The sequence below is a fragment of the Bradyrhizobium sp. Ghvi genome (assembly GCF_900115265.1).
GTDB lineage: Bacteria > Pseudomonadota > Alphaproteobacteria > Rhizobiales > Xanthobacteraceae > Bradyrhizobium.
The window spans coordinates 54364-73433 of the sequence record NZ_FOVU01000010.1 but is presented as its reverse complement, the minus strand read 5'-3'; the positions used below and the strand labels follow the sequence as shown (position 1 = coordinate 73433).

General features: G+C 57.2%; 16 protein-coding genes and 2 pseudogenes. 6 read left to right on the top strand and 12 right to left on the bottom strand.

Annotated elements, in window-relative coordinates:
• Positions 1 to 761: 761 nt before the first annotated feature.
• From BM374_RS40310 to BM374_RS29515, 9 genes and pseudogenes are all read right to left on the bottom strand, one after another.
• Positions 762 to 920 (bottom strand): ubiquitination-like system serine protease family protein, encoded by a 159-nt coding sequence (locus BM374_RS40310; protein ID WP_502689467.1) that lies wholly within the window; start codon positions 918 to 920, stop codon positions 762 to 764.
• 431 nt (positions 921 to 1351) lie between these two features.
• Positions 1352 to 2161, bottom strand: a complete 810-nt coding sequence (locus BM374_RS39545; RefSeq protein WP_283807096.1) for an effector protein NopP — start codon at positions 2159 to 2161, stop codon at positions 1352 to 1354.
• 274 nt (positions 2162 to 2435) lie between these two features.
• A pseudogene (locus BM374_RS29545) lies at positions 2436 to 2761 on the bottom strand (IS66 family transposase); the annotation flags it as partial.
• 111 nt (positions 2762 to 2872) lie between these two features.
• Complete coding sequence (locus tag BM374_RS29540; protein ID WP_092300739.1) at positions 2873 to 4225, bottom strand: amidohydrolase family protein; 1353 nt, start codon at positions 4223 to 4225, stop codon at positions 2873 to 2875.
• 114 nt (positions 4226 to 4339) lie between these two features.
• Complete coding sequence (locus BM374_RS29535) at positions 4340 to 5233, bottom strand: amino acid ABC transporter substrate-binding protein (RefSeq protein ID WP_092300736.1); 894 nt, start codon at positions 5231 to 5233, stop codon at positions 4340 to 4342.
• A gap of 29 nt (positions 5234 to 5262) precedes the next feature.
• Positions 5263 to 6030 (bottom strand): amino acid ABC transporter ATP-binding protein, encoded by a 768-nt coding sequence (locus BM374_RS29530; protein ID WP_092300733.1) that lies wholly within the window; start codon positions 6028 to 6030, stop codon positions 5263 to 5265.
• Positions 6031 to 6076: 46 nt separating this feature from the next.
• A complete protein-coding gene (locus BM374_RS29525; RefSeq protein WP_092300730.1) occupies positions 6077 to 6772 on the bottom strand; it encodes an amino acid ABC transporter permease in 696 nt (231 codons plus the stop codon).
• Positions 6769 to 7560, bottom strand: a complete 792-nt coding sequence (locus BM374_RS29520; protein ID WP_092301142.1) for an amino acid ABC transporter permease — start codon at positions 7558 to 7560, stop codon at positions 6769 to 6771. The genes BM374_RS29525 and BM374_RS29520 overlap by 4 nt, the downstream gene beginning before the upstream one ends.
• 51 nt (positions 7561 to 7611) lie before the next feature.
• Positions 7612 to 8772 (bottom strand): aminotransferase class V-fold PLP-dependent enzyme, encoded by a 1161-nt coding sequence (locus BM374_RS29515; protein WP_177248613.1) that lies wholly within the window; start codon positions 8770 to 8772, stop codon positions 7612 to 7614.
• A gap of 203 nt (positions 8773 to 8975) precedes the next feature.
• On the opposite strand from BM374_RS29515, the gene BM374_RS29510 reads away from it, so the two are divergent.
• The 4 genes and pseudogenes from BM374_RS29510 to BM374_RS29495 all read left to right on the top strand — a co-directional run bounded on the left by BM374_RS29510 (position 8976) and on the right by BM374_RS29495 (position 13686).
• Positions 8976 to 9773 carry an IclR family transcriptional regulator gene (locus BM374_RS29510; RefSeq protein ID WP_092301139.1) on the top strand — a complete coding sequence of 266 codons (798 nt, stop codon included), beginning with the start codon at positions 8976 to 8978 and terminating at the stop codon, positions 9771 to 9773.
• A 334-nt stretch (positions 9774 to 10107) separates the two neighbouring features.
• The gene (locus tag BM374_RS40150) at positions 10108 to 10386 is read left to right on the top strand and encodes a hypothetical protein (RefSeq protein ID WP_349510006.1); all 279 of its coding nucleotides are present in this window, start codon (positions 10108 to 10110) and stop codon (positions 10384 to 10386) included.
• Positions 10387 to 10573: 187 nt separating this feature from the next.
• The gene (gene citF, locus BM374_RS29500) at positions 10574 to 12166 is read left to right on the top strand and encodes a citrate lyase subunit alpha (protein ID WP_092300724.1); all 1593 of its coding nucleotides are present in this window, start codon (positions 10574 to 10576) and stop codon (positions 12164 to 12166) included.
• 37 nt (positions 12167 to 12203) lie between these two features.
• Positions 12204 to 13686, top strand: a pseudogene (locus BM374_RS29495) (fumarate hydratase).
• A 434-nt stretch (positions 13687 to 14120) separates the two neighbouring features.
• On the opposite strand, the gene BM374_RS29490 reads toward BM374_RS29495, so the two are convergent.
• Positions 14121 to 15269 carry a CaiB/BaiF CoA transferase family protein gene (locus BM374_RS29490; protein WP_092300720.1) on the bottom strand — a complete coding sequence of 383 codons (1149 nt, stop codon included), beginning with the start codon at positions 15267 to 15269 and terminating at the stop codon, positions 14121 to 14123.
• 139 nt (positions 15270 to 15408) lie between these two features.
• On the opposite strand from BM374_RS29490, the gene BM374_RS29485 reads away from it, so the two are divergent.
• Together BM374_RS29485 and BM374_RS29480 are read left to right on the top strand one after the other, a co-directional pair.
• Entirely contained in the window at positions 15409 to 16344 is a 936-nt protein-coding gene (locus BM374_RS29485; protein ID WP_210188603.1) for an HpcH/HpaI aldolase/citrate lyase family protein, read from the top strand.
• 57 nt (positions 16345 to 16401) lie between these two features.
• Entirely contained in the window at positions 16402 to 17319 is a 918-nt protein-coding gene (locus tag BM374_RS29480; RefSeq protein WP_349510005.1) for an NAD(P)-dependent oxidoreductase, read from the top strand.
• A 78-nt stretch (positions 17320 to 17397) separates the two neighbouring features.
• On the opposite strand, the gene BM374_RS29475 is transcribed toward BM374_RS29480, so the two are convergent.
• Positions 17398 to 18324: an electron transfer flavoprotein subunit alpha/FixB family protein gene (locus BM374_RS29475; protein WP_092300714.1), complete on the bottom strand. Its 927-nt coding sequence runs from the start codon at positions 18322 to 18324 to the stop codon at positions 17398 to 17400.
• The gene (locus tag BM374_RS29470) at positions 18321 to 19070 is read right to left on the bottom strand and encodes an electron transfer flavoprotein subunit beta/FixA family protein (protein WP_092300712.1); all 750 of its coding nucleotides are present in this window, start codon (positions 19068 to 19070) and stop codon (positions 18321 to 18323) included. The genes BM374_RS29475 and BM374_RS29470 overlap by 4 nt, the downstream gene beginning before the upstream one ends.

Here is a 19070-nt window from a genome sequence, read left to right as displayed (position 1 = left end):
CTCCGCAGTGAGAATCACGCCGCGAGAACGCCGCGAAAAAATATTTCGAAGACTTCGCCGTTTCGCCTTCGACGTGGCCTCACCCCGACGGATTGATCGAAGAAGAGCTTGACGCCGTAGTCCACTGTCGGAGCCTCAATCGGCACTTGACTGGGGCCGCTGTCCATACCTGACCGGAGCGCGCACTCGACCCTTGGAAACCAATTAGAGCAGCAACAACGAGGAGCGGGGCACTCCGGGGGGCGCCCTGGTGACCTGCCAAGTCGAGTACGCGTTGGCTGGATTACTCTGTGCGGACCTTCATTGCGAAGCATGGGCCCTAAGCCGGTGAACGCGCCCTCGGATGCCGGCGCAAGCGATTCAGCGTGGCTTGTTCGCTCGCGGTTCAATATCTGGGCAATCCGCGTCCCTGGCCGCCTTCTTGTCCGTCGAGCTCACGCCAAGCATCGATAAAAACGCCCAACGCAAATACATTGCAACGCCCCAAGTTGCGATGCTCTTAAATATTTCCCCTGAGTAGCATCGGCGTTAGGACGAGCCGAGATCCCGGGACGCCGCTCAGTCGAAAAATTTTTTGACGGTTTGAAAATCATTCCCGCCTTTAAGTAGGCGCCCGCGCCTGTCGATGGATAGCATCATCTCCTAAGGGTCGCGATTTAACAGTCTCTGCTGGTCATGAGCCGCGTGCGTTTGAAAGTCCGCCAGATCAAATGACGTGCGCTCTATGATCTCGCAAAATGATATGAACGCGGCATCCCAGGTCAGAGGCACCGAAGAACAGAAGGATGCGTCTGCCTCGCTGTTGAACTCCAGACGCCAAGGCGCGGCGTTGCCTCGGAAAGGCCGATACGACGCGTTTCACCGCAACCATCTGGGCACCGCATCAGCAGCCAATTAGGCTTACGGCCACTTGCGACAATCGCAATGTCGACGGATCCTTTAGCTCGGGTGTGGCCTCCGCTTGCGTCGCAACATGGACGACGCGTTTATAGCCTATGCCGCTCGCGAAGGGAGAGCACATGAGCACGGTCGTACGGTGGGCAAATTGCCGGGCTGCGTTGCCGTCGACGATGAGGCGCGTCGGGGCCGACGACGCTCGCGCATGCCATAGGCAATCCGCTTCTCCCGCCCGGGCCACAGTCGAAAACCCCGGTTGGAAGCCGGGATTTTCTTTTGTGCTATTATAGGCACCAACTCTCCTAAACCGCCGCGGTGCGGTTAGTACAGTGCACCTCACGGATTGAGCCGAATTCGATCTCGGCTTCTTTCCGTCCAACGCTCGATCGTAAGCCGCAGGTGTCGGTTGGTCTGCGCTCCTGCTCCACCTCAATCAATTGGTGGAGATCTCACGTCACATAAAGTCTCCATCCGAATCGGACTCTGGTGACGGTTCATCATCACTCGGCGTTTTGAATTTGGAGAGATACATCGGAGAATTGGTTGCACGCTGCCATTCACCATCCCTATATCTCCACTGTCTGGACTGGGTGGGATCGAGTACCATATCATTGTGATCTACATCAACGAAGCCCATTTGTTCTGCACGGGCTCTCGCTTCGTTGTTAGCAGGACGCCAGTTCACCAGCGGCCGCTCGCCGTCTTGCTGTAGTTGGTGCTCAAGCAGAATATCGCCGGCGTTGCTGACGAGCGGATGAGCAACCTGGAAATCCACGATTGATGTGACGTCAGTTCGTCCGGGGAACTGTTCTCGCCACCGTTGGCTGGTGAACTCAGTCGCCATAGGAAATCCGGCTTCCGTTCTTTGGAGGCCGACGCTCCTATTTCCCAGTTGGTAGCTGTAATATCGGGCGGCATCAGAATCCCTTCGGATCGCGTAATTGCTAGCGACATCCGCGGTGCGCCTAGCTCTTTCGGATACAAATTCTGAGTATTCCTGCGGATTGTTGGCGATATGATTGATCTCGTCACCATGAAAGCTCCTCACCCGTTCCCGGAATTCGGCTTGGTTGATCTCAACAACGGGAGATCTTGAAGTGAGGTAATAACTAGGCTGCGAGGATGAGCTGGCACCCGAATCCTGCAATCCCATTCTACCGAACGCGTCCGCGAAATAGTCAGCATTCCTGTGCTCCGGGGAGCTCGCGTAATGATACTCATCAGCGGATGGAACATTCGACCAATTGTTAATTCGATCGCCCATGGCGACCACACTCCTATGGCTGTTGCATTGTGTTCAGGTCATCAGACCTGACCCCGCCGATAAGCAGCTTAGCTGTCTGTAAGCTGACGCCGACAATAAACGGAAAGCAAAATTCTCTGAAACGGTAGAGCGAGCCGGCGAGCGCGCGCAGTTCGGCGCCGCGCTCGCCGGAGCGTCTTCATAACTCGGTCGAATCAGCTGAGCGAAGCTCCGTTCCCACGATGGACGCGCCATCAGGAATAGCCCGCGTCAGCAAACCTTTGTTCTGGGCGATGTCATGGAGGAAGCGAGCGCAGCCTTCCCAGCGCCTGAGGATATAATTGATAGCCTTGAGCACCTCGGACGAGCGCGAGAGGGTTTCGGGCTCGCGCAGCGGCCAGGCGTGCATGCCATCGAGAAACGGCTTGCTCTGTTCCTCGCGGAGGGCGCGCCGGTCCTTAGCGTCGCAGCCGTTAATGTTGCGCTCGATCTCGAACAACGCCTCCAGCGCCCTGATGGCCTCCAGTGCGATGGGCGGACCGGCCTTCCCTTCTTGCCTTCCCGAGCATTTTTCTCGATGTCAGCCAGCTCGAAAAAGCCGCGCCGGGCATGGGCAAAGCATTTCATTCGCTTACCTGATGTGGAGCCCCGTAGACCAGAGCGGGTCAGGCCTTCTCGCTGACACGACTATTTTTCCAGCTCCCCCGCGAAATGATCGTGCTTGTGCACCGTTCAGGGACGTATTGCGTGCTCTCGATTTGGTTTACGAAAGAACTGTTGAGCGTTCCCGCGCATGATCCGCTCTATGAGACGACGAGTATCTTCAAGCGCAATCCAACCTTCGGCAACCAATTGAGAGAGTGCCATAGCGATTCCACGACGCGCCACAAAAGCATGGCCGTAAATTGGCTCGACAGCGACATAATCGCCGCCAAAGGTGAAGATCTTGTTCGACGGAACCGCCATCAGAAAGTCCTTCAGAAATCGAGCGCTCGCCACCGGATTGATAATCCACGCCCAGCACATGTCGATCGCGGCATTTGGGTAATGTTTGGCCAGCGCGATAAACTCGTGCTCGTATGGATAGCCGATATGCATGAGGACGAACCGAGTTTCCGGAAAGTCCTGCAAAAGGCGGCAGACGTCAGCAGCATTGCTTTGAGTACGAGCGAGTTGCATCACGCCGTAGCCAGCCAAAACGCCGGTGTGAAGTTTGACTGGCAGGCCGCACTCGCCGGCCTTGCCGATACAATAGCGAAACAGATAATCTTGTAACGCCTTGAGGTCCTCGGGACCGAGGGCATGTAATGCGCCGGCTCTGTCGGCGTGATGAGGAAATAATCTTGACGCACACGCCTTGGTGACCGGCTCGAAATTGAGAGCGCGCGAATATGCAATCTGTGATTTTACGGCGACGGCTTTGTCACCGTATGTTGCGAAGTAGAAGTCGATGATCTCGATCCACTCATCGAGCGTTGCGGGTCGCCTGCCTGTCTCAGCCTCCACCCACGCAAAATCAGCAGCGCTACACCGGCACAGTTGAAGAATACTTATATCGTAATCGAGTAGCCTTGGCTGTTCGGTCTCCACAAAAATGCGCTGTAGCGAATTGACATGGCAGCCCTCGATGTTCCCCAAGCCGAAAATGCGGGCATAAAAGCCGGGCTGAACCGTTTCTCGGTATTTCTCGGCGATGCGCGGCAGGCTCTCGGACGTTAAATCATCTTCACCGTAGACGCCGCGAAACGTATGGCGCAGAGCCTGGGCGTAGCCGGTGTGGCGGATGCGCTCCCAATAAGGGGAGATCAATCGATATTTCTCCTGGCTTGGAAGATCCGGCGCCAGGAACTTGTGCAAATCGGCTGCCGGAAGGCCGGCAACGACCAGATCCTCAGCCGCATACGACCTGAATAAGTAAGCCCAGTCGTTGCATGGCAACGTTCGTGGATGGATCGCTCCAGCAAGGCGTTGACTTTCCTCAATCAGATGTTCGTGGGTGTCCACGAACGGCGTTTCCTCGACCCACTGCGCAATCTTTCGATCGGAGTCCGTCATTGCCTCCCAGCCAATCGCAGCGCTACTCATTTTGGACTCCTTTCAGGTGAAGATAGTTGCATACGTCCGCATTCGCGATCTTTGCTCACCTTGGACCATGCTGCACGTCTGGCTTGCCGGCGGCACGACCGGAGGGAGCCAAGATCAATTGTTGACGACATCACTCGGATGGCCAACGCGTTCTTTAAGAGCCTCCGTCATTGGAAAGTTTAGGTTGATGTTCTTGGGTGGGATCGCAGCCATGAACCATTTGTCGTAGATCTTCGTGAACTCGCCGGAAGCCATGAGTTTGGAGAGAACGTCGTCGACCATTTTTTTGAAGTCGGAGTCATCTTTCGAGAACATCAGAGCATAATAGTAGATGGTGCCGTAATTGGCCTTGAGGAAGGTGAGCTCGTCCGGCTTCGAATAATCCGCCTTCATACCGGCCAAGAGAATGTCCGCCTCCACCCAAGCCGCCGCCCGCCCGGTGGTCAGCAGCAGCAGGGATTCGGCATGGTCTTTGGCCTGCACGATTGTAAGATTGAGAGCTTCATCCTGCGAGATACCTTTGGCGATGCCCAGCGCATCGGAACCTTGTGTGACAACGATCGTCTTGCCCTTTAGATCTTTCGGCGCCTTGAGCCCGCTCGAGGACTTCGTGAGCCAAGCCGTTTGGCTGGCGAAGGTCGAAACGCTGAATGAGACCTGTTCCTGACGCTGCTTGTTGCTGGCAGTGCCGCCGCACTCGATATCGATCGTGCCATTCTGAATAAGAGGGATACGGTTGGATGAATTGACCGGCGTGAGCTTGATCTGAAGATCTGGAGTGCCGAGATCGACTTTCAACCGATCGACGATATGCCCACACAAGTCCAGGGAAAAACCAACAGGCTTCTGATCGCCGCCGAGATAGGAAAAAGGGATCGAAGCTTCACGATAACCAATGGTGATCGCCTTTTTCGACTTGATGCTGTCGAGCGTCGGACCGGCCTGAGCTGTGGAGACCGAAAGCATGGTGATAGCAGTTGCGGACAGCAGTGCAAACATTTTGGGCATGGAGATCTCTCTGTTGGGGTAAGACGCGGCTAGTGAATGATCTGGTTGAGGAAGGCCTTGGCCCTTTCCGTGTTCGGTGCGCTGAAGAAGGTGCTGGGATCACCCTCTTCCACGATTGAGCCCCGATCCATGAAGACCACACGATCTGCTACTTCGCGCGCAAAACTCATTTCGTGTGTGACGCAGACCATCGTCATCCCTTCCTGTGCGAGCTCGACCATCGTGTCGAGCACCTCTTTGACCATTTCGGGATCGAGAGCAGAAGTCGGCTCGTCGAACAGCATGATCTTGGGCTGCATGCACAGGGCGCGAGCTATCGCAACACGCTGCTGCTGGCCGCCCGACAATTGGGCGGGATACTTCTTAGCCTGATCGTGGATACGAACTTTCCTCAGCAACGTCATCGCCCGACCATGTGCCTCAGCTCGGGGCAACCCCCTGACTTTCATCGGCGCCAACATGCAGTTTTCGATGACCGAGAGATGTGGAAACAGGTTGAAGCTTTGAAAGGCCATGCCCACTTCGCAGCGGACGCTGTTGATATCGCCAATCCGATCTGTCAGCTCGGTCCCGTCGACGACTATGCGGCCGGAATCATGCCTTTCGATATGATTGATGCAACGGATCAAAGTCGACTTGCCCGAACCAGACGGCCCACAGAGTACGATCTTTTCTCCTTTTGCAACGTTGAGGTTGATATCGTTGAGGGCATTGAAGCTGCCGAACCGCTTGACGAGGTGCTCGACGACAACCATCGGGAATTGGTCCGCTGGGCTAACCGTGCACTTTTTCTGCATGCTTGTCTCCGGGTTGAAGCCGCCAGGCAATTCAGAGCATCGATGACTATTGGTGGGCGTCCACGATCGTGTACTTCTTGCGGAGTGAGGCGACGAATTGGGACGCGGCGGAACTTATGATCAGATAAGCGACGGCTACTGCGAGATACATCTCGACGAGGCGACCATTGAGCTGTGCAAGTTTCGAAGCCGCACCAAGGAGATCGGTAAGCGACAGGACGTAAACGAGGGACGTATCCTGAAACAGAATGATGGTCTGGCTCAGGATGATGGGGCTGGCGACCCGAAACACCTGCGGCAGGACGACGTGGCGATACGTATCGAATGTCGACAAAGCGAGAGCCTGGCAGGCCTCGAATTGTCCCTTGTTCACCGCGCGCAAGCCGACGCGGATGATTTCCGAATAGTAGGCGGCCTCAAACAGACCAAACGTGATGAACGCCGTATAGGTCGCACCGATTGGAATCGGACGACCATTGCCTACCAGGTGGCCTAGAACGACCGGCACCAGGAAGAAGAACCAAAACAAGACGAGAATAAGCGGAATCGATCGCATGAGCGCGACGTAGCTACGGACCAGCGGGCTCAGGATGCGGAGCTCGAAGTGCTGCACAAGTGCGAAAAGCGTTCCAAGAAGCATCCCAACCAGGAAGGCGGCTGCGGTCAAGGAAAGCGAGAACAGCAAGCCTGACCACAGATAGGGCCATGCCTGCGCGATAATCGAGAAGTCGAGGCTGTTCATTTCACGACCTCCATAGTGCTGGGCAAGGGGCCTTCCGGATGCTCATCGTCAAAAGCTGACCCGATGGCCTCCTTGACCGGTGCAGTACCGGGAATGCGCACAGCTCTGTCGATGAGCATCATCGCCTGGTAGGCGATCAGAGCCAAAGCAAGATAGATCAGTGTGGCGGCACCGAATGCAGCGAAGGTCTGGAAGGTGGCGTCGCTGATCTGGCGCGCCTGAGCGGTCAGCTCCATCAAGCCGATGGTCAGAGCCACGGACGTGTTCTTGTAGATGCCCATCACCTCACTTGTCAGGCTTGGTACGATCAGGCGTAGAGCCTGCGGCACGATGATATAGCGATAGGTCAGGTACCCGCTTAGGCCAAGTGCGGCAGCCGCTTCGGCTTGCCCTTTCGGCAAGGCTTCGATGCCTGTCCGAACCTGTTCCGCGATACGCGCCGCGGTGTACAGGCTCAGACACCACAAAGCGGGAAAGAAAGATCCCCAGGGCGGAGGAATTTGCTTGATCCAGTCACCCATTGCGCTCGGAAGAAGCTCGGGCAGGACGAAGTACCAGAGGAACATCTGCACGAGAACTGGGATGTTCCTGAAGATCTCCACGTACAATCGCGCTAACGCCCTGAACAAAGAACTCCGCACGGTTCGACCTATGCCGACGACGACTCCGACCGCGAAGGCTATCCACCAGCCGAAGAAGGCAAGCGCCAACGTCCAACCGAGGCCCGAAAGAAGCCAGTCGATGTACCGCTGGCCGTCCATCGTATTTTCAAGAAGAACTCCGAACATCGCGAGCCTCACGATTGCAGGCGTTTTTCTCAAACCGCTCCCATCCAAATCCTAAGCGGCTCTGAATGACCTTTTAGTCTGCCGCTCACGGATCAGATGCACCAAACGATCCACATCGTCCACCGTGTTGAACATGCCGAACGAAACGCGAATGCCGTCGCGTTCGGGAGAAACACGCACGCCGTTCTCTTCTAAGTAGCCGAGCCATTCTGTCGCGGGCAAGCCTACGACGTAGATGTGAGGCGAGCGATGCTGACGCTGACGTGGACCGACGAGAGTGAGGTCGAGTTCGTCCAGCTGGGCGATGAGATGATCTCCCAAGTCGAAGCAATGGTTCTGAATGTTTGTCACGCCAATCTGCTCAATCATGTCTAGGGAGGCGCCGAGCGCGCCAATTGCAGGAAGATTGAAGTTTCCTAGTTCGAAACGTCGCGCGCTCGGAGATGGCGACAAGCGATCGGCACGCGCAATAAGGTCGTTAGGAACCTCGGCCAAGCTGGCAGCGGCAAGATAGGCAGGCTCCAGCTCCTGTAGCTTCTTATCCCAATAGAGCAATCCAAGACCTTGAGGGACCAGCAATCCCTTGTGACTGCCGGAGCCGACGAAGCTGGCCTGAATGGCTTTCGCGTCGATCGGAACGACGCCGATCGCCTGCATGACGTCGACGACAAAATACAGCTTCTTATCCGCGCAGAGCGCGCCGATGCTCTCTATGTCAAAGCGATGTCCGGCGTGGAAGGTGACGTGCGACAGCGAGATCGCGCGAGTCTTTTCATCGATGTGGGGAAGGAATGTTTCCGCGTTTACGACATCCGTCATCGGAAGGAAGTCGACTTGGACGCCTTTCTTTTTCAAATTGAGGAAGGCATAGGCGTTATTTGGGTGATCTCCGTGGATCATCAAAACGTTGTCGCCGGCTCGCAGAGGCAACGCATTCGCCGCGATGTTCATACTTTCCGATGTGTTCTTCGTGAAGGCAATTTCGTCGGCCGACACCCCGAGGAAATGGGCGACCTTTACACGCGTTTGCTCAACCCGATCGAGCCATACGCTTTTCGGTCCGGCCATCTCCAGGCCTTCACGGAGGAAGGTCTCGATCGCTGCCATGACAGGACGCGCCAGCGGCGCCTGGAAACCGGAGTCGAGATAGACCATCCGCTCGGCTGCCGGAAACTCCTTGCGCACGGCTTCCACGTCGTAATGACGAGACATTCCCATCTCCATCCTTGGACACGTCGCCCGCACTGGTCGAATTCGGGCCTAGCGGCCATCCCAACACGCTGTGCGCTGCACAAACTCTGATCATGAGAAGACGGCGCCAACGATATGAGCAACGGGCCAGGGCGTCCAAATTATTTTTCGAATTACAGTAGTATTTATTCCGAAAATTGATAATTATCTCCATAGAGGCACGCATGGAAGAGCAAGAAAGAACGGCTGGCCCACTAGACCGGGCATTCGCCATTGTCGGTTACGTTGCAAGTCAGACGAAGGCTGCCTCAGTCGCGGAGATCGCGAAGGCGCTCTCGTTACCCGTTCCGACAGCCCACCGGCTAGTCGGAAACTTGGAAGAACGCGGTCTCCTCCAGAAGGCGCTTGGATCGAAGCGCTACGTGGTGGGCAATCAGCTGGTCACGCTCTCCGCCAAAGTCATCGGCGCGGCATTTCGCACGGCCCGGCGACATGCGGTGCTGCGCGCCGTTGCGAGCGAGATCGGAGAACAGTGCGAAATCGGCGTCGTGCGCGACAACCTTGTTGCTTACGTCGACAGCGTACGGGTATCCCAGCCGCAGGGGCTTCAATTCAATCCCGGCGAGGCTGCTCCGCTTCACTGCACCTCGACTGGAAAAATCTACATGAGCCGGTTACCCGAGAGAGCGCGTGAGAAGTTATGCCGCTCGCTCGCTCTGACGCGGTACACCGACAATACCATCGTGGATTACGACACCCTCCTAAAGCTTCTCGAAGAGACCCGCCGTCGCGGATGGGCCAAGACTAATGAGGAATATGTGAAGGGCGTCGTCGGCTGCGCGGTTCCCATCGTTTCCCCGGACCGAGAGCTGATAGCCTGCCTTGGCGTATCGGTTCCTGTAGCGCGAGTCAGCTTCGCAGAGCTGGATCGCTTCATTGCTCCGCTTGAAAGAGCTGCCGTCCTCCTGTCGCAAACCATCCTTCAGACGGACAGTGAAGACGAAACACTCGAGGATATTTGAGGATGCTCGGCGCCTGTCTTCTAGCCTTGAGAAAGATCTGATTGGCTCGTACCATCATCGACCTGATCGAAGATCTCGTCGGTTTTGCCAGTCGCCTTCGCACAGACGACCCTCGGTTGACGTAAAATATCCGATCATCGGCGTAATTATTTGCGCAGGAGCTAGGGGCTCAGGAAGCGGTCGCGCGCGCCAGTCGTCGGGGGCGCGCCGGCGCCGCCGATACCCGGCAAGGCCGGCGAACTCGAAATCGTCGAAGATGAAGCTACGATCGTCCGACGGATTTTTACAGCATACGTAGCGGGACGGGCACTCAGAGATCGCGCAGGATCTCAATTTGAAAAATATCCGTCCACCGCGATGTCGGCGATGGAATGCGTCCACGATCAACGGTAACGCCAAGTGCGGGACGGGGCTCATCTTCAATGGCCATATTGTCTGGAACAAGGTCCGGATGGTGAAGGACCCCGATACAGGTAAGCGATTGTCTCGCCCAAACCCTCGTAAAGAGTGGCAGAGCATTGATGTGCCCCAACTGCGGATCATCGAACACTCGCTGGGAAGCATCCGTGCGCGGCCAGAAGCCGCCGCTTGTTCGAACCGTTCGCTAGACTAGGCTCGAGCTCGGCCAGATGGTTGCCGATGTGAACGCGTACCGATCGCAGCCATTGGTATTTGCTCTAGCTCTTCAAGCGAATTCGCTCTTTCTCAGCCACATTGGATATGGCAACTCACGCCTTGGTTTCGGCACACTGGTATCCGTCCTCGCTTGCCAAGTCCGCACTACCCGATAGGAGTTGCAGATGTCGGACATCCTTGGACGAGGTGTACCAAGTTCGATAAAAGGCTACGGCCGCGCCAAGCCCTTCGCCGGAGCATTCCAGGTGCTTGGCCCTATATCGCGAGCCGCTACCGTCGTTCGTTGCGCCTTGCCTGGAGTGCCAAAGATCCTGCCAAGTGTTAGGGCAGCTCTCGACGCATGTGAGCTTCGCGATGGCGCGACCATCTCCTTCCATCATCATCTTCGCAACGGCGATCGTGTCCTTAACTTGGTACTTTCGGAAATTACAGCGAAGGGGCTGAGAGACATCAGGGTGGCGGCAAGCGCGCTGTTTCCCGTTCATGCGCCTCTCGTGGACCACATCCATCGCGAGGTCGTCAGCGGATTAGCCGCAAGTACCATCTATGGTCCGCTCGCCGATGCAATCTCGAGGGGTGAGCTTGCCAGGCCCGTGCTGATGTACACGCATGGGGGACGCGCGCGCTGCATCGAATCCGGCGCGCTTCACATTGACGTTGCGTTCGTTGCTGCACCAACGGCGGACGGATACGGGAACCTCAATGGTGTCAACGGCAGGGCCGCTTGCGGCCCGCTTGGCTATGCTGCTTCTGACGTTCAATACGCGGATCGAGTCGTCGCGATTACGGATAATTTGGTTCCGTACCCAGCGACACCCATAGAGATTTCGCAAGACTACGTCGACTTTATCGTCGAGGTTGATTCGATCGGAGATCCTGAGCAGATCGTCTCGGGTACTACCCGTCTGACGACAAATCCCCTTGGTTTGCAGATTGCGCAAACGGCAGCCAGCATAATCGAGGCATCGGGATTGCTGAGAGAGGGGTTCTCGTTTCAGACCGGTGCTGGTGGAGTGTCGCTGGCGGCAGCGGCTTATCTTCGAGACATTATGGTCCGTCGCAAGGTGCAAGGTAGCTTCGCCTCCGGAGGCATTACCGGCGGGATTGTGCAAATGTTCGATGCGGGCCTGTTTCGCGCGTTGCTCGATGTTCAGGCCTTCGATCTCGAAGCTGTGGCGTCCTACCGCCGCAGCCCGGCTCATCACAGTATGTCGGCTTCAATGTATGCCAACCCACACAACCGCGGATGTGTTGTGAATCAGCTGGACGCCGTCATCCTTGGCGCCGCTGAAATCGATGTCGCCTTCAACGTCAACGTGACAACGGGAAATGGAGGCATGATCCTCGGAGGATCCGGCGGACATGCGGATACCGCTGCCGGATCCAAGCTCACATTGATAACCACCCAACTAACCGCGGGGCGCGTCCCGAAGATAGTGGATCGCGTTAAAACGTTGACGACTCCGGGAGAGTCGGTCGACGCCGTCGTCACGGAAGCCGGTGTCGCGGTCAATCCGCGGCGCACCGACCTGCTCGAGCGACTGAAGTGCGCGAATGTGCCTCTGGTCTCGATCGAATACCTGAGGGAGGCGGCATCGCGCAAGGCGGGACCACCGAAGGCGGTTTCCGTCGAAGACAGCAGGATTGTCGCTGTTGTCGAATACCGGGATGGCACCGTCATCGACGTCGTAAGAGCCGTGCCAAAAATGTCAACTGCGAAAACCTGGAGAGAGGATGAAAGTCCGGACCGCGGTTAGGCCGGATGCCCGAGTGAGCAATTCCGTCAAAGATGCATTGAGCCTCCTCGAGAAGACTAATTATGACCGCCCCATTGCCGAAGACGACATCATTCGCAGCGTCGCGGACGCTCTTCAATATAATTCTTACTACCATCCGCCAGACTACATTCGACACCTGAACTACGCCTATGAAGCCGAGAGAAGCCTGTCGGCCAAGGACGCAATCGCTCAGATTCTCGTGAATTCGAGGATGTCCGCGCTCGGCAAGCGGCCCCTCTGCCAAGATACGGGGCTCGTCAGTTCGTGAAAGTCGGTATGAACGCGCGATTTGCGACGGCTCGAAGCCTTTCCGACTTGATCGACGAAGGCGTGAGACTTGCCTACACGGCGCGCAAGAACACGCGCGACAATTCGCCGGCGGTAGTTCATGCTGAACTCGTTCCCGGCGAACACCTCGACATCACACTCTGCGCCAAGGGCGGCGGGTCGGAGAATAAGGCACGGTTCGTCACGCTCAATCCAAGTGATTCCGTCGTGGACTGGATATTTGGATACTGTTCCCCGCTTAGGAGCCGGTTGGTGTCCACCTCGCATCATCGGAGTTGGAATCGGAGGAAGTTGCGAGAAGTCGCTCTTACTTGCCAAGGAATTCCTGCTTGAGCTCATCGACATGTCCGACCTTCTCCTACGTGGTCCCAGGACACCGGAGGAGGAGATGCGCGTGAAACTCTATGAGGGAATCAATGCCCTCGGAATCGGCGCACAGGGCTTGGGAGGCCTAACGACGGTTGTCGATGTGAAAATTAAGACATTCCCCTCTCATGCGGCTTCTTTGCCGGTGGGCCTTGTGCCGCAATGCGCCGCCAACCGTCACATTCACTTTTCGCTTTCATGGAGGAGGACCGGCAAGGTTTGATCCTCCCGATCTGGGGGACTGGCCACAGATCACCCTCGACAGTACCGCGCACGCAGCCCGACGGGTCAACCTCGATACCCTTGCTCCCGAAGACGTTGCGCAATGGCAGCCAGGCGAAACTCTGCTCCTGTCCGGTCATTTGCTAACCGGTCGCGACGCCGCGCACGCACGTCTGGTCGACCTCCTGCGCCGCGGTGAGCGATTGCCGACAGACTTCCGCAATCGTGTCATTTATTATGTCGGTCCGATAGATCCGGTCGGAGACGAAATCGTGGGCCCGGCTGGCCCAACGACTGCGACGCGGATGGACAAGTTCACGGAGGACATGCTTGCGCATACAGGTCTTATTGCAATGATTGGAAAGGGTGAGCGAGGCCCGCGGGCGATCGAGGCCATCAAACGCCATCGCGCGGCCTCGTTGGCCGCCGTCGGAGGGGCGGCTTATCTGGTGGCCAAGGCAGTACGATCGTCGCGTCTCGTCGCCTTTGAAGATCTTGGCATGGAGGCCATCTATGAATTCAAAGTCGAACATATGCCGGTAACGGTTGCTGTCGACGTAGATGGCAATTCGATCCACGAGATTGGCCCCGCGAGGTGGCGTAGATTTCGATCCAAACTGTAGGACGTATTGCAAACCGCTATGGCAACGAGAACGATTTACTAATTGGTCGAGGGCCGTGCGGCTGGTATCCTCTCGCCGTTTCTCCCGTGCATCCTCCTGGGTGCCACTGACTTGAGCCCGGCACACCTACGCCGGGCTTCTTTATTGCCTCTGCGCGCGCGGCCCCTTCCAACACCTCGACGTCACATTGACAGGCGCGGTAGAGCTTTTAGCGCGACAAGCAGGCTAAAGCGGCGATCATACCGCTTTCGACAAATACGCCTCCAAAGCTTGTCTGCCTTGGCCTTGTGCCTGCAGCGCTGGGACCAGCCGAAGGTAATGATGCCGTGGAGGGAAAGAGGACGATTCGCTTGTCGAACCATCTGACATTATTGGGACCATGGAGCATCCCTGGTGCCCACGGTCCAACTTGCTGGCGATCCGAAGTGCTGGCTTCATCCATTGCTTGCGACCCGGACGCGCTCCAGCGAAAACTCGACTCTTATCCTGTTTCCATCACGATCGAGGCTGGGGACCCCGCCATAGCACTTCGACTCGCCGCGGACGGAATTACCAGGCGCGAGAAGCTTGATATCGCCACCGTCGGTCGCCACGGTAACGTACTTGTTTTGCGGGTGGTCGATTAGATCCTTGAGTTCCGAGAAATGTCCGAAGGCGATGCGCGCGCGTGATAGGCGTGAGACGAACTCCTCAGAATCGAGCTTTAGGATTTGTTCGGCACACCACGTCTCGACCTGATCGCGGTTCTCGATGCGAACTTTATTGGTCTCGAACCCCGGCGCGAGCGCCTGCGCCGGCGCTCTCAAGACATCGGAACACAAGGACTTCCACTCACGCTCATTTTGCACAGATATCAGGACGTCCTTGCCATCCCGGCAACCAAACTTCCCGTACGGAACAATAGACGGATGCCTTAGCCCAAGTCGCATTGGCGTGAACTGTCCGTACTTGTGCTGCAGAAAGGGGACGTTCATCCAATCAGCCATGGAGTGATACAGAGAGACGTCGATCACACGGCCCTTTCCAGACCTCGAGCGCCCCAGCAAGCCTTCAAGGATTGCCTGGTAGGCGGTCATGCCGGCCGCGATGTCACAGACGGAAACGCCAACACGCGCGGGTTCATCACCGATCCCATTGACCGCGCAAAGGCCTGTCTCTGCCTGTATCAGGAGGTCATAGGCTTTCTGCTCGCTTCTTGGCCCCTCGCGGCCATAGCCGCTGATATTGCAAATGACCAGCCGCGGATTGAGCATCAGAAGTTCATCGGCACTGAAACCGAGCGACTCGATCACCCCAGGACCGAGATTTTGAATAAAGACGTCCGCCTGCCGCAGCATGTTCTTGAGCAGCGTCTTTTCTTCGGTCGCTTTCAAGTCCAATGCGATCGATTCCTTCCCGCGATTGAGCCAGACGAAATAGGCGCTCTGGCCATTCACGAGCCCATCATATGTCCGGGCAAAGTCTCCCTCCGGCCGCTCGACCTTGATCACCCTCGCGCCGGCGTCAGCGAGCTTGCCGGAAGCATAGGGTGCGGCGACGGCGTGCTCGACGGCAACAACAATGATGTCAGAGAGATCCGTCATTGTACGTTGCCTCCATTGCTGTACCCGAAGACTGTGGCTCAATTTGCCCTTCCGCAACTGCATTGTGCCGATAGGTGCTATTGACTTACCCTATCGAGAGTGTAGGGGCGCCTTCCAGTCATTGGTTTTCGCAATATCAGTGGTCAACGATTTGGTGTTGCGATCGCAAAACCGGATGCTTAACGCTATCCTGAGGCTGCGCGGCGGCGCCTTTGGTTGGAACATGACGATGAGCGACCCATTTCTTGCCTTGTTCGTTCCCGCTACAAGGCCTGACCGCTTCCATAAGGCGGCGTCTTCCGGCGCCGACGCGATCGTTATTGATCTTGAAGATGCAGTTGCGGCACATGATCGCGCCGCCGCCCGGAGAACGTTGCGCGCCGTCCTTCCAACCCAGGAATTTCCCGGCGAGGTCATCATCCGTATGAACGGACCTCGAACGGCGGATCACGAGGATGATGTCCGCCTACTTGAGGATATGCCGAACTCGGTTGGCGTCATGCTCGCCAAAACGGAGCAATGCGAGGACGTCTCGCGCCTCGCGGACCTGCTTCCGGGTCGCTCCACGGTGGGTCTGATCGAGACTGCTACTGGCATCGCCAATGCGCGCCTTCTCGCACCTCTGTGTGCAAGATTGGCATTCGGATCAATCGACTATGCGAATTCGATTGGAGCTGCCCATTCGGCGCGCGCCCTGCTGGCGGCCCGGTCGGAACTCGTTTTCGCCTCGGCGCTTTCCCGTGGGGCCGGGCCGCTGGACGGGGTGACAACTTCGATAGGAGACGAGTCGGTAATCGAGACCGATGCGTCCGCGGCGCGAGAGCTCGGGTTTCGGGGCAAATTGCTGATCCATCCGAAGCAGGTCGTGCCAGCGCTACGCGGCATGGTCCCTCCGCCAGCGGCTCGCGAGCACGCCCTCGCGGTTCTCGCCCCAGGTCATGGCGGTGCCCACGGTGTCGACGGGAAGATGGTGGATGCACCGGTTGTCGAGGCCGCAAGACGCATTGCTGAAGACTACGACCGAATACATCGCAGGATTGACGCCATTGCGCGCGGATCCGCCCTGCCATCGTAGTTCATCCGCGAGGACGTCCTTTTAGGACCACAGCGAACTGAAGAGCGCCACGAAACGTTGCGGCGACATTCGCCGCAGAGAGGAGCAAATATGGAGAAGCGGATTGGTATTATCGGGATCGGCCTGATGGGGCACGGCATTGCCAAGAATCTTCTCCTCCGAGGGTGGAAGATCAGTTATCTAAGACACGCGGGCAACCAACCGACCGACGATCTCGATGCGAAGGGTGCGGTGGGCTGGCCTTCAACGACAGACCTCACGAGAACATCCGACGTTCTTATTTTGTGCGTTACGGGCACTCCTCAAGTTGAGGATGTCCTGACGGGAAGCGGCGCAGTACTTGATGCCCTCCGCCCCGGTACGATTCTTATCGACTGCTCGACAGCAATTCCGAGCTCGACGACGAGGTTAGCGGAATTGGTCGCCGCAAAAGGCTGCCACTTTGTCGACGCTCCAATGACGCGCACTCCGAAGGAGGCCGAAGAAGGCCGGCTTAACCTCCTGGTTGGTGGGGACGTCGCTGTGGTCGAGTCCTTGCACCCTCTACTTTCTTCATTCGCGGAAAACATCTTTTACGCCGGCGGCATCGGGTCAGGGCACCAGCTCAAGCTGCTTCACAATTTTGTATCGCTCGGCACCGTCACATTGATCACGGAAGCCGTGGCCTGCGCAGCCAAAGGAGGCGTCTCAATGGCCGCTCTTGTGGACTGCCTGAGCCGCGGTGGCGGCGCCGGCGTCGCGCTCGATCGGCTTATTCCTTACATTCAGAAAGGACAAACCGAACAACTTCGCTTCACCGTGGCGAATGCTTGCAAGGATTTCTCCTACTACAATCAAATGGCTGATGAACTCGGCGCCTCGCATTTAATCGCCGCTGGTATCTATCACACCCTCGATGGTTTGGTTCGCTGCGGCGAAGGAAACGCATTCATGCCCCAGCAAGCCAAATTGCTTCAGAAGCATGTCATAACGTGATCGATGCCGAGGCTTTCAGCACCTCGCCGGAAAGAAGGGACTTATCGGCCCCTTCTTCACCGCAACACTCCAGCGTTCTCACAGCGCCTTTTCCAGTTCGGGCAAGGCCTCGAATAGATCGGCAACCAGGCCGAAGTCCGCCACCTGAAAAATGGGCGCATCCTGATCATTGTTGATCGCTGCGATAATCTTAGAGTCCTTCATGCCAGCGAGGTGCTGTATGGCGCCGGAAATGCCGACCGCAATGTAAAGGTCGGGTGCCACCACTTTGCCGGTTTGCCCCACCTGATAGTCATTCGGCACGAAACCCGCGTCGACGGCCGCACGGGACGCGCCCACCGCAGCGTTCAACTTCCGAGCCACCGCTTCGAGCATTTTGAAATTGTCGCCGGACTGCATACCACGTCCCCCCGAGATGACAACCTTGGCTGAAGTGAGTTCAGGTAGATCCGAGCGAGAGATGGTTTCCCCCACGTAGGAGGACAGGCCCGGATCAGCAACGGCCTCTTTACGCTCGACGACGGCGTTCCCGGTCTCTCTTGCCGGCGGAAACGAGGCGATACCCACCGTGATGACCTTTTTCGCATCGGTCGCTTGGACCGTCTGCACGGCGTAGCCGGCATAAATGAGTCGAACAAATGTGTCGGCTGCCTTGACGTCCGACACTTCAGACACCTGCATCACATCAAGCATCGCGGCCACACGCGGCATGTAGTTCTTGCCGTTGTTGGTGGCCGGCGCGACGATGTGATCGTAATCGGCCGCAAGTGCGACAATATTCGCTGCCATGGGCTCAGCCAGCGGACGCTCGAGCTCCGCAACGTCGATATGCAGAACCCTGGTCACGCCGGTCAGTTTTGCCGCATGCCCGGCCGCCGCCGTGGCCCGGTATCCCGCGACGAGTACGTGAATATCGCCACCCAACTTGGCGGCCGCAGACAGTGCCTTGTGAGTAGCTTCTTTCAGCGACTCGTTGTCATGTTCCGCGATGAGTAGAACGGTCATCGAATTGCACCCGTTTCCTTGAGCTTTACTACGAGCTCGCTCACCGAACTCACCTTCACGCCCGCCTGCCGTCTCAACGGCTCCTCCGTCTTGATCAAGTTGAGACGCGGTTTAACATCAACGCCGTAGTCTGCTGGAGTCATTTCGGCGCAAGGCTTCTTCTTTGCCTTCATGATGTTGGGCAGCGATGCATACCGCGGCTCGTTGAGCCGGAGATCCGTCGTAACTATAGTCGGCATACTAAGCCTGACCGTCTGCAGGCCGCCATCCGCCTCGCGCACGACGGTCAAACTCGAGTCCTCTAGGTCAATCTTCGAGGCGAAGGTACCTTGTGGCCAGCCCAACAATGCGGCGAGCATTTGTCCCGTTTGATTGCAGTCATCGTCAATGGCTTGTTTACCCAAAATCACGATGTCGGGTTTTTCGGCCGTAACAACTTCCTTTAGCACCTTGGCCACGCCGAGCGGCTCAACATAGTCCTCGTGCTTGACGAGAATGGCCCGGTCGGCCCCCATGGCCAGCGCCGTGCGTAGGGTCTCCTGGACCTGGGCAGGGCCGACCGAAACAACCACCACTTCGGTCGCCTTTCCGGCTTCCTTGAGGCGCACCGCCTCCTCCACACCAATCTCATCGAAGGGGTTCAGCGACATCTTCGCGTTGCCGATGTCCACGCCGGAGCCGTCGGGCTTAACACGGATTGCGACATTGAAATCGACGACGCGCTTCACCGCGACGAGAATCTTCAT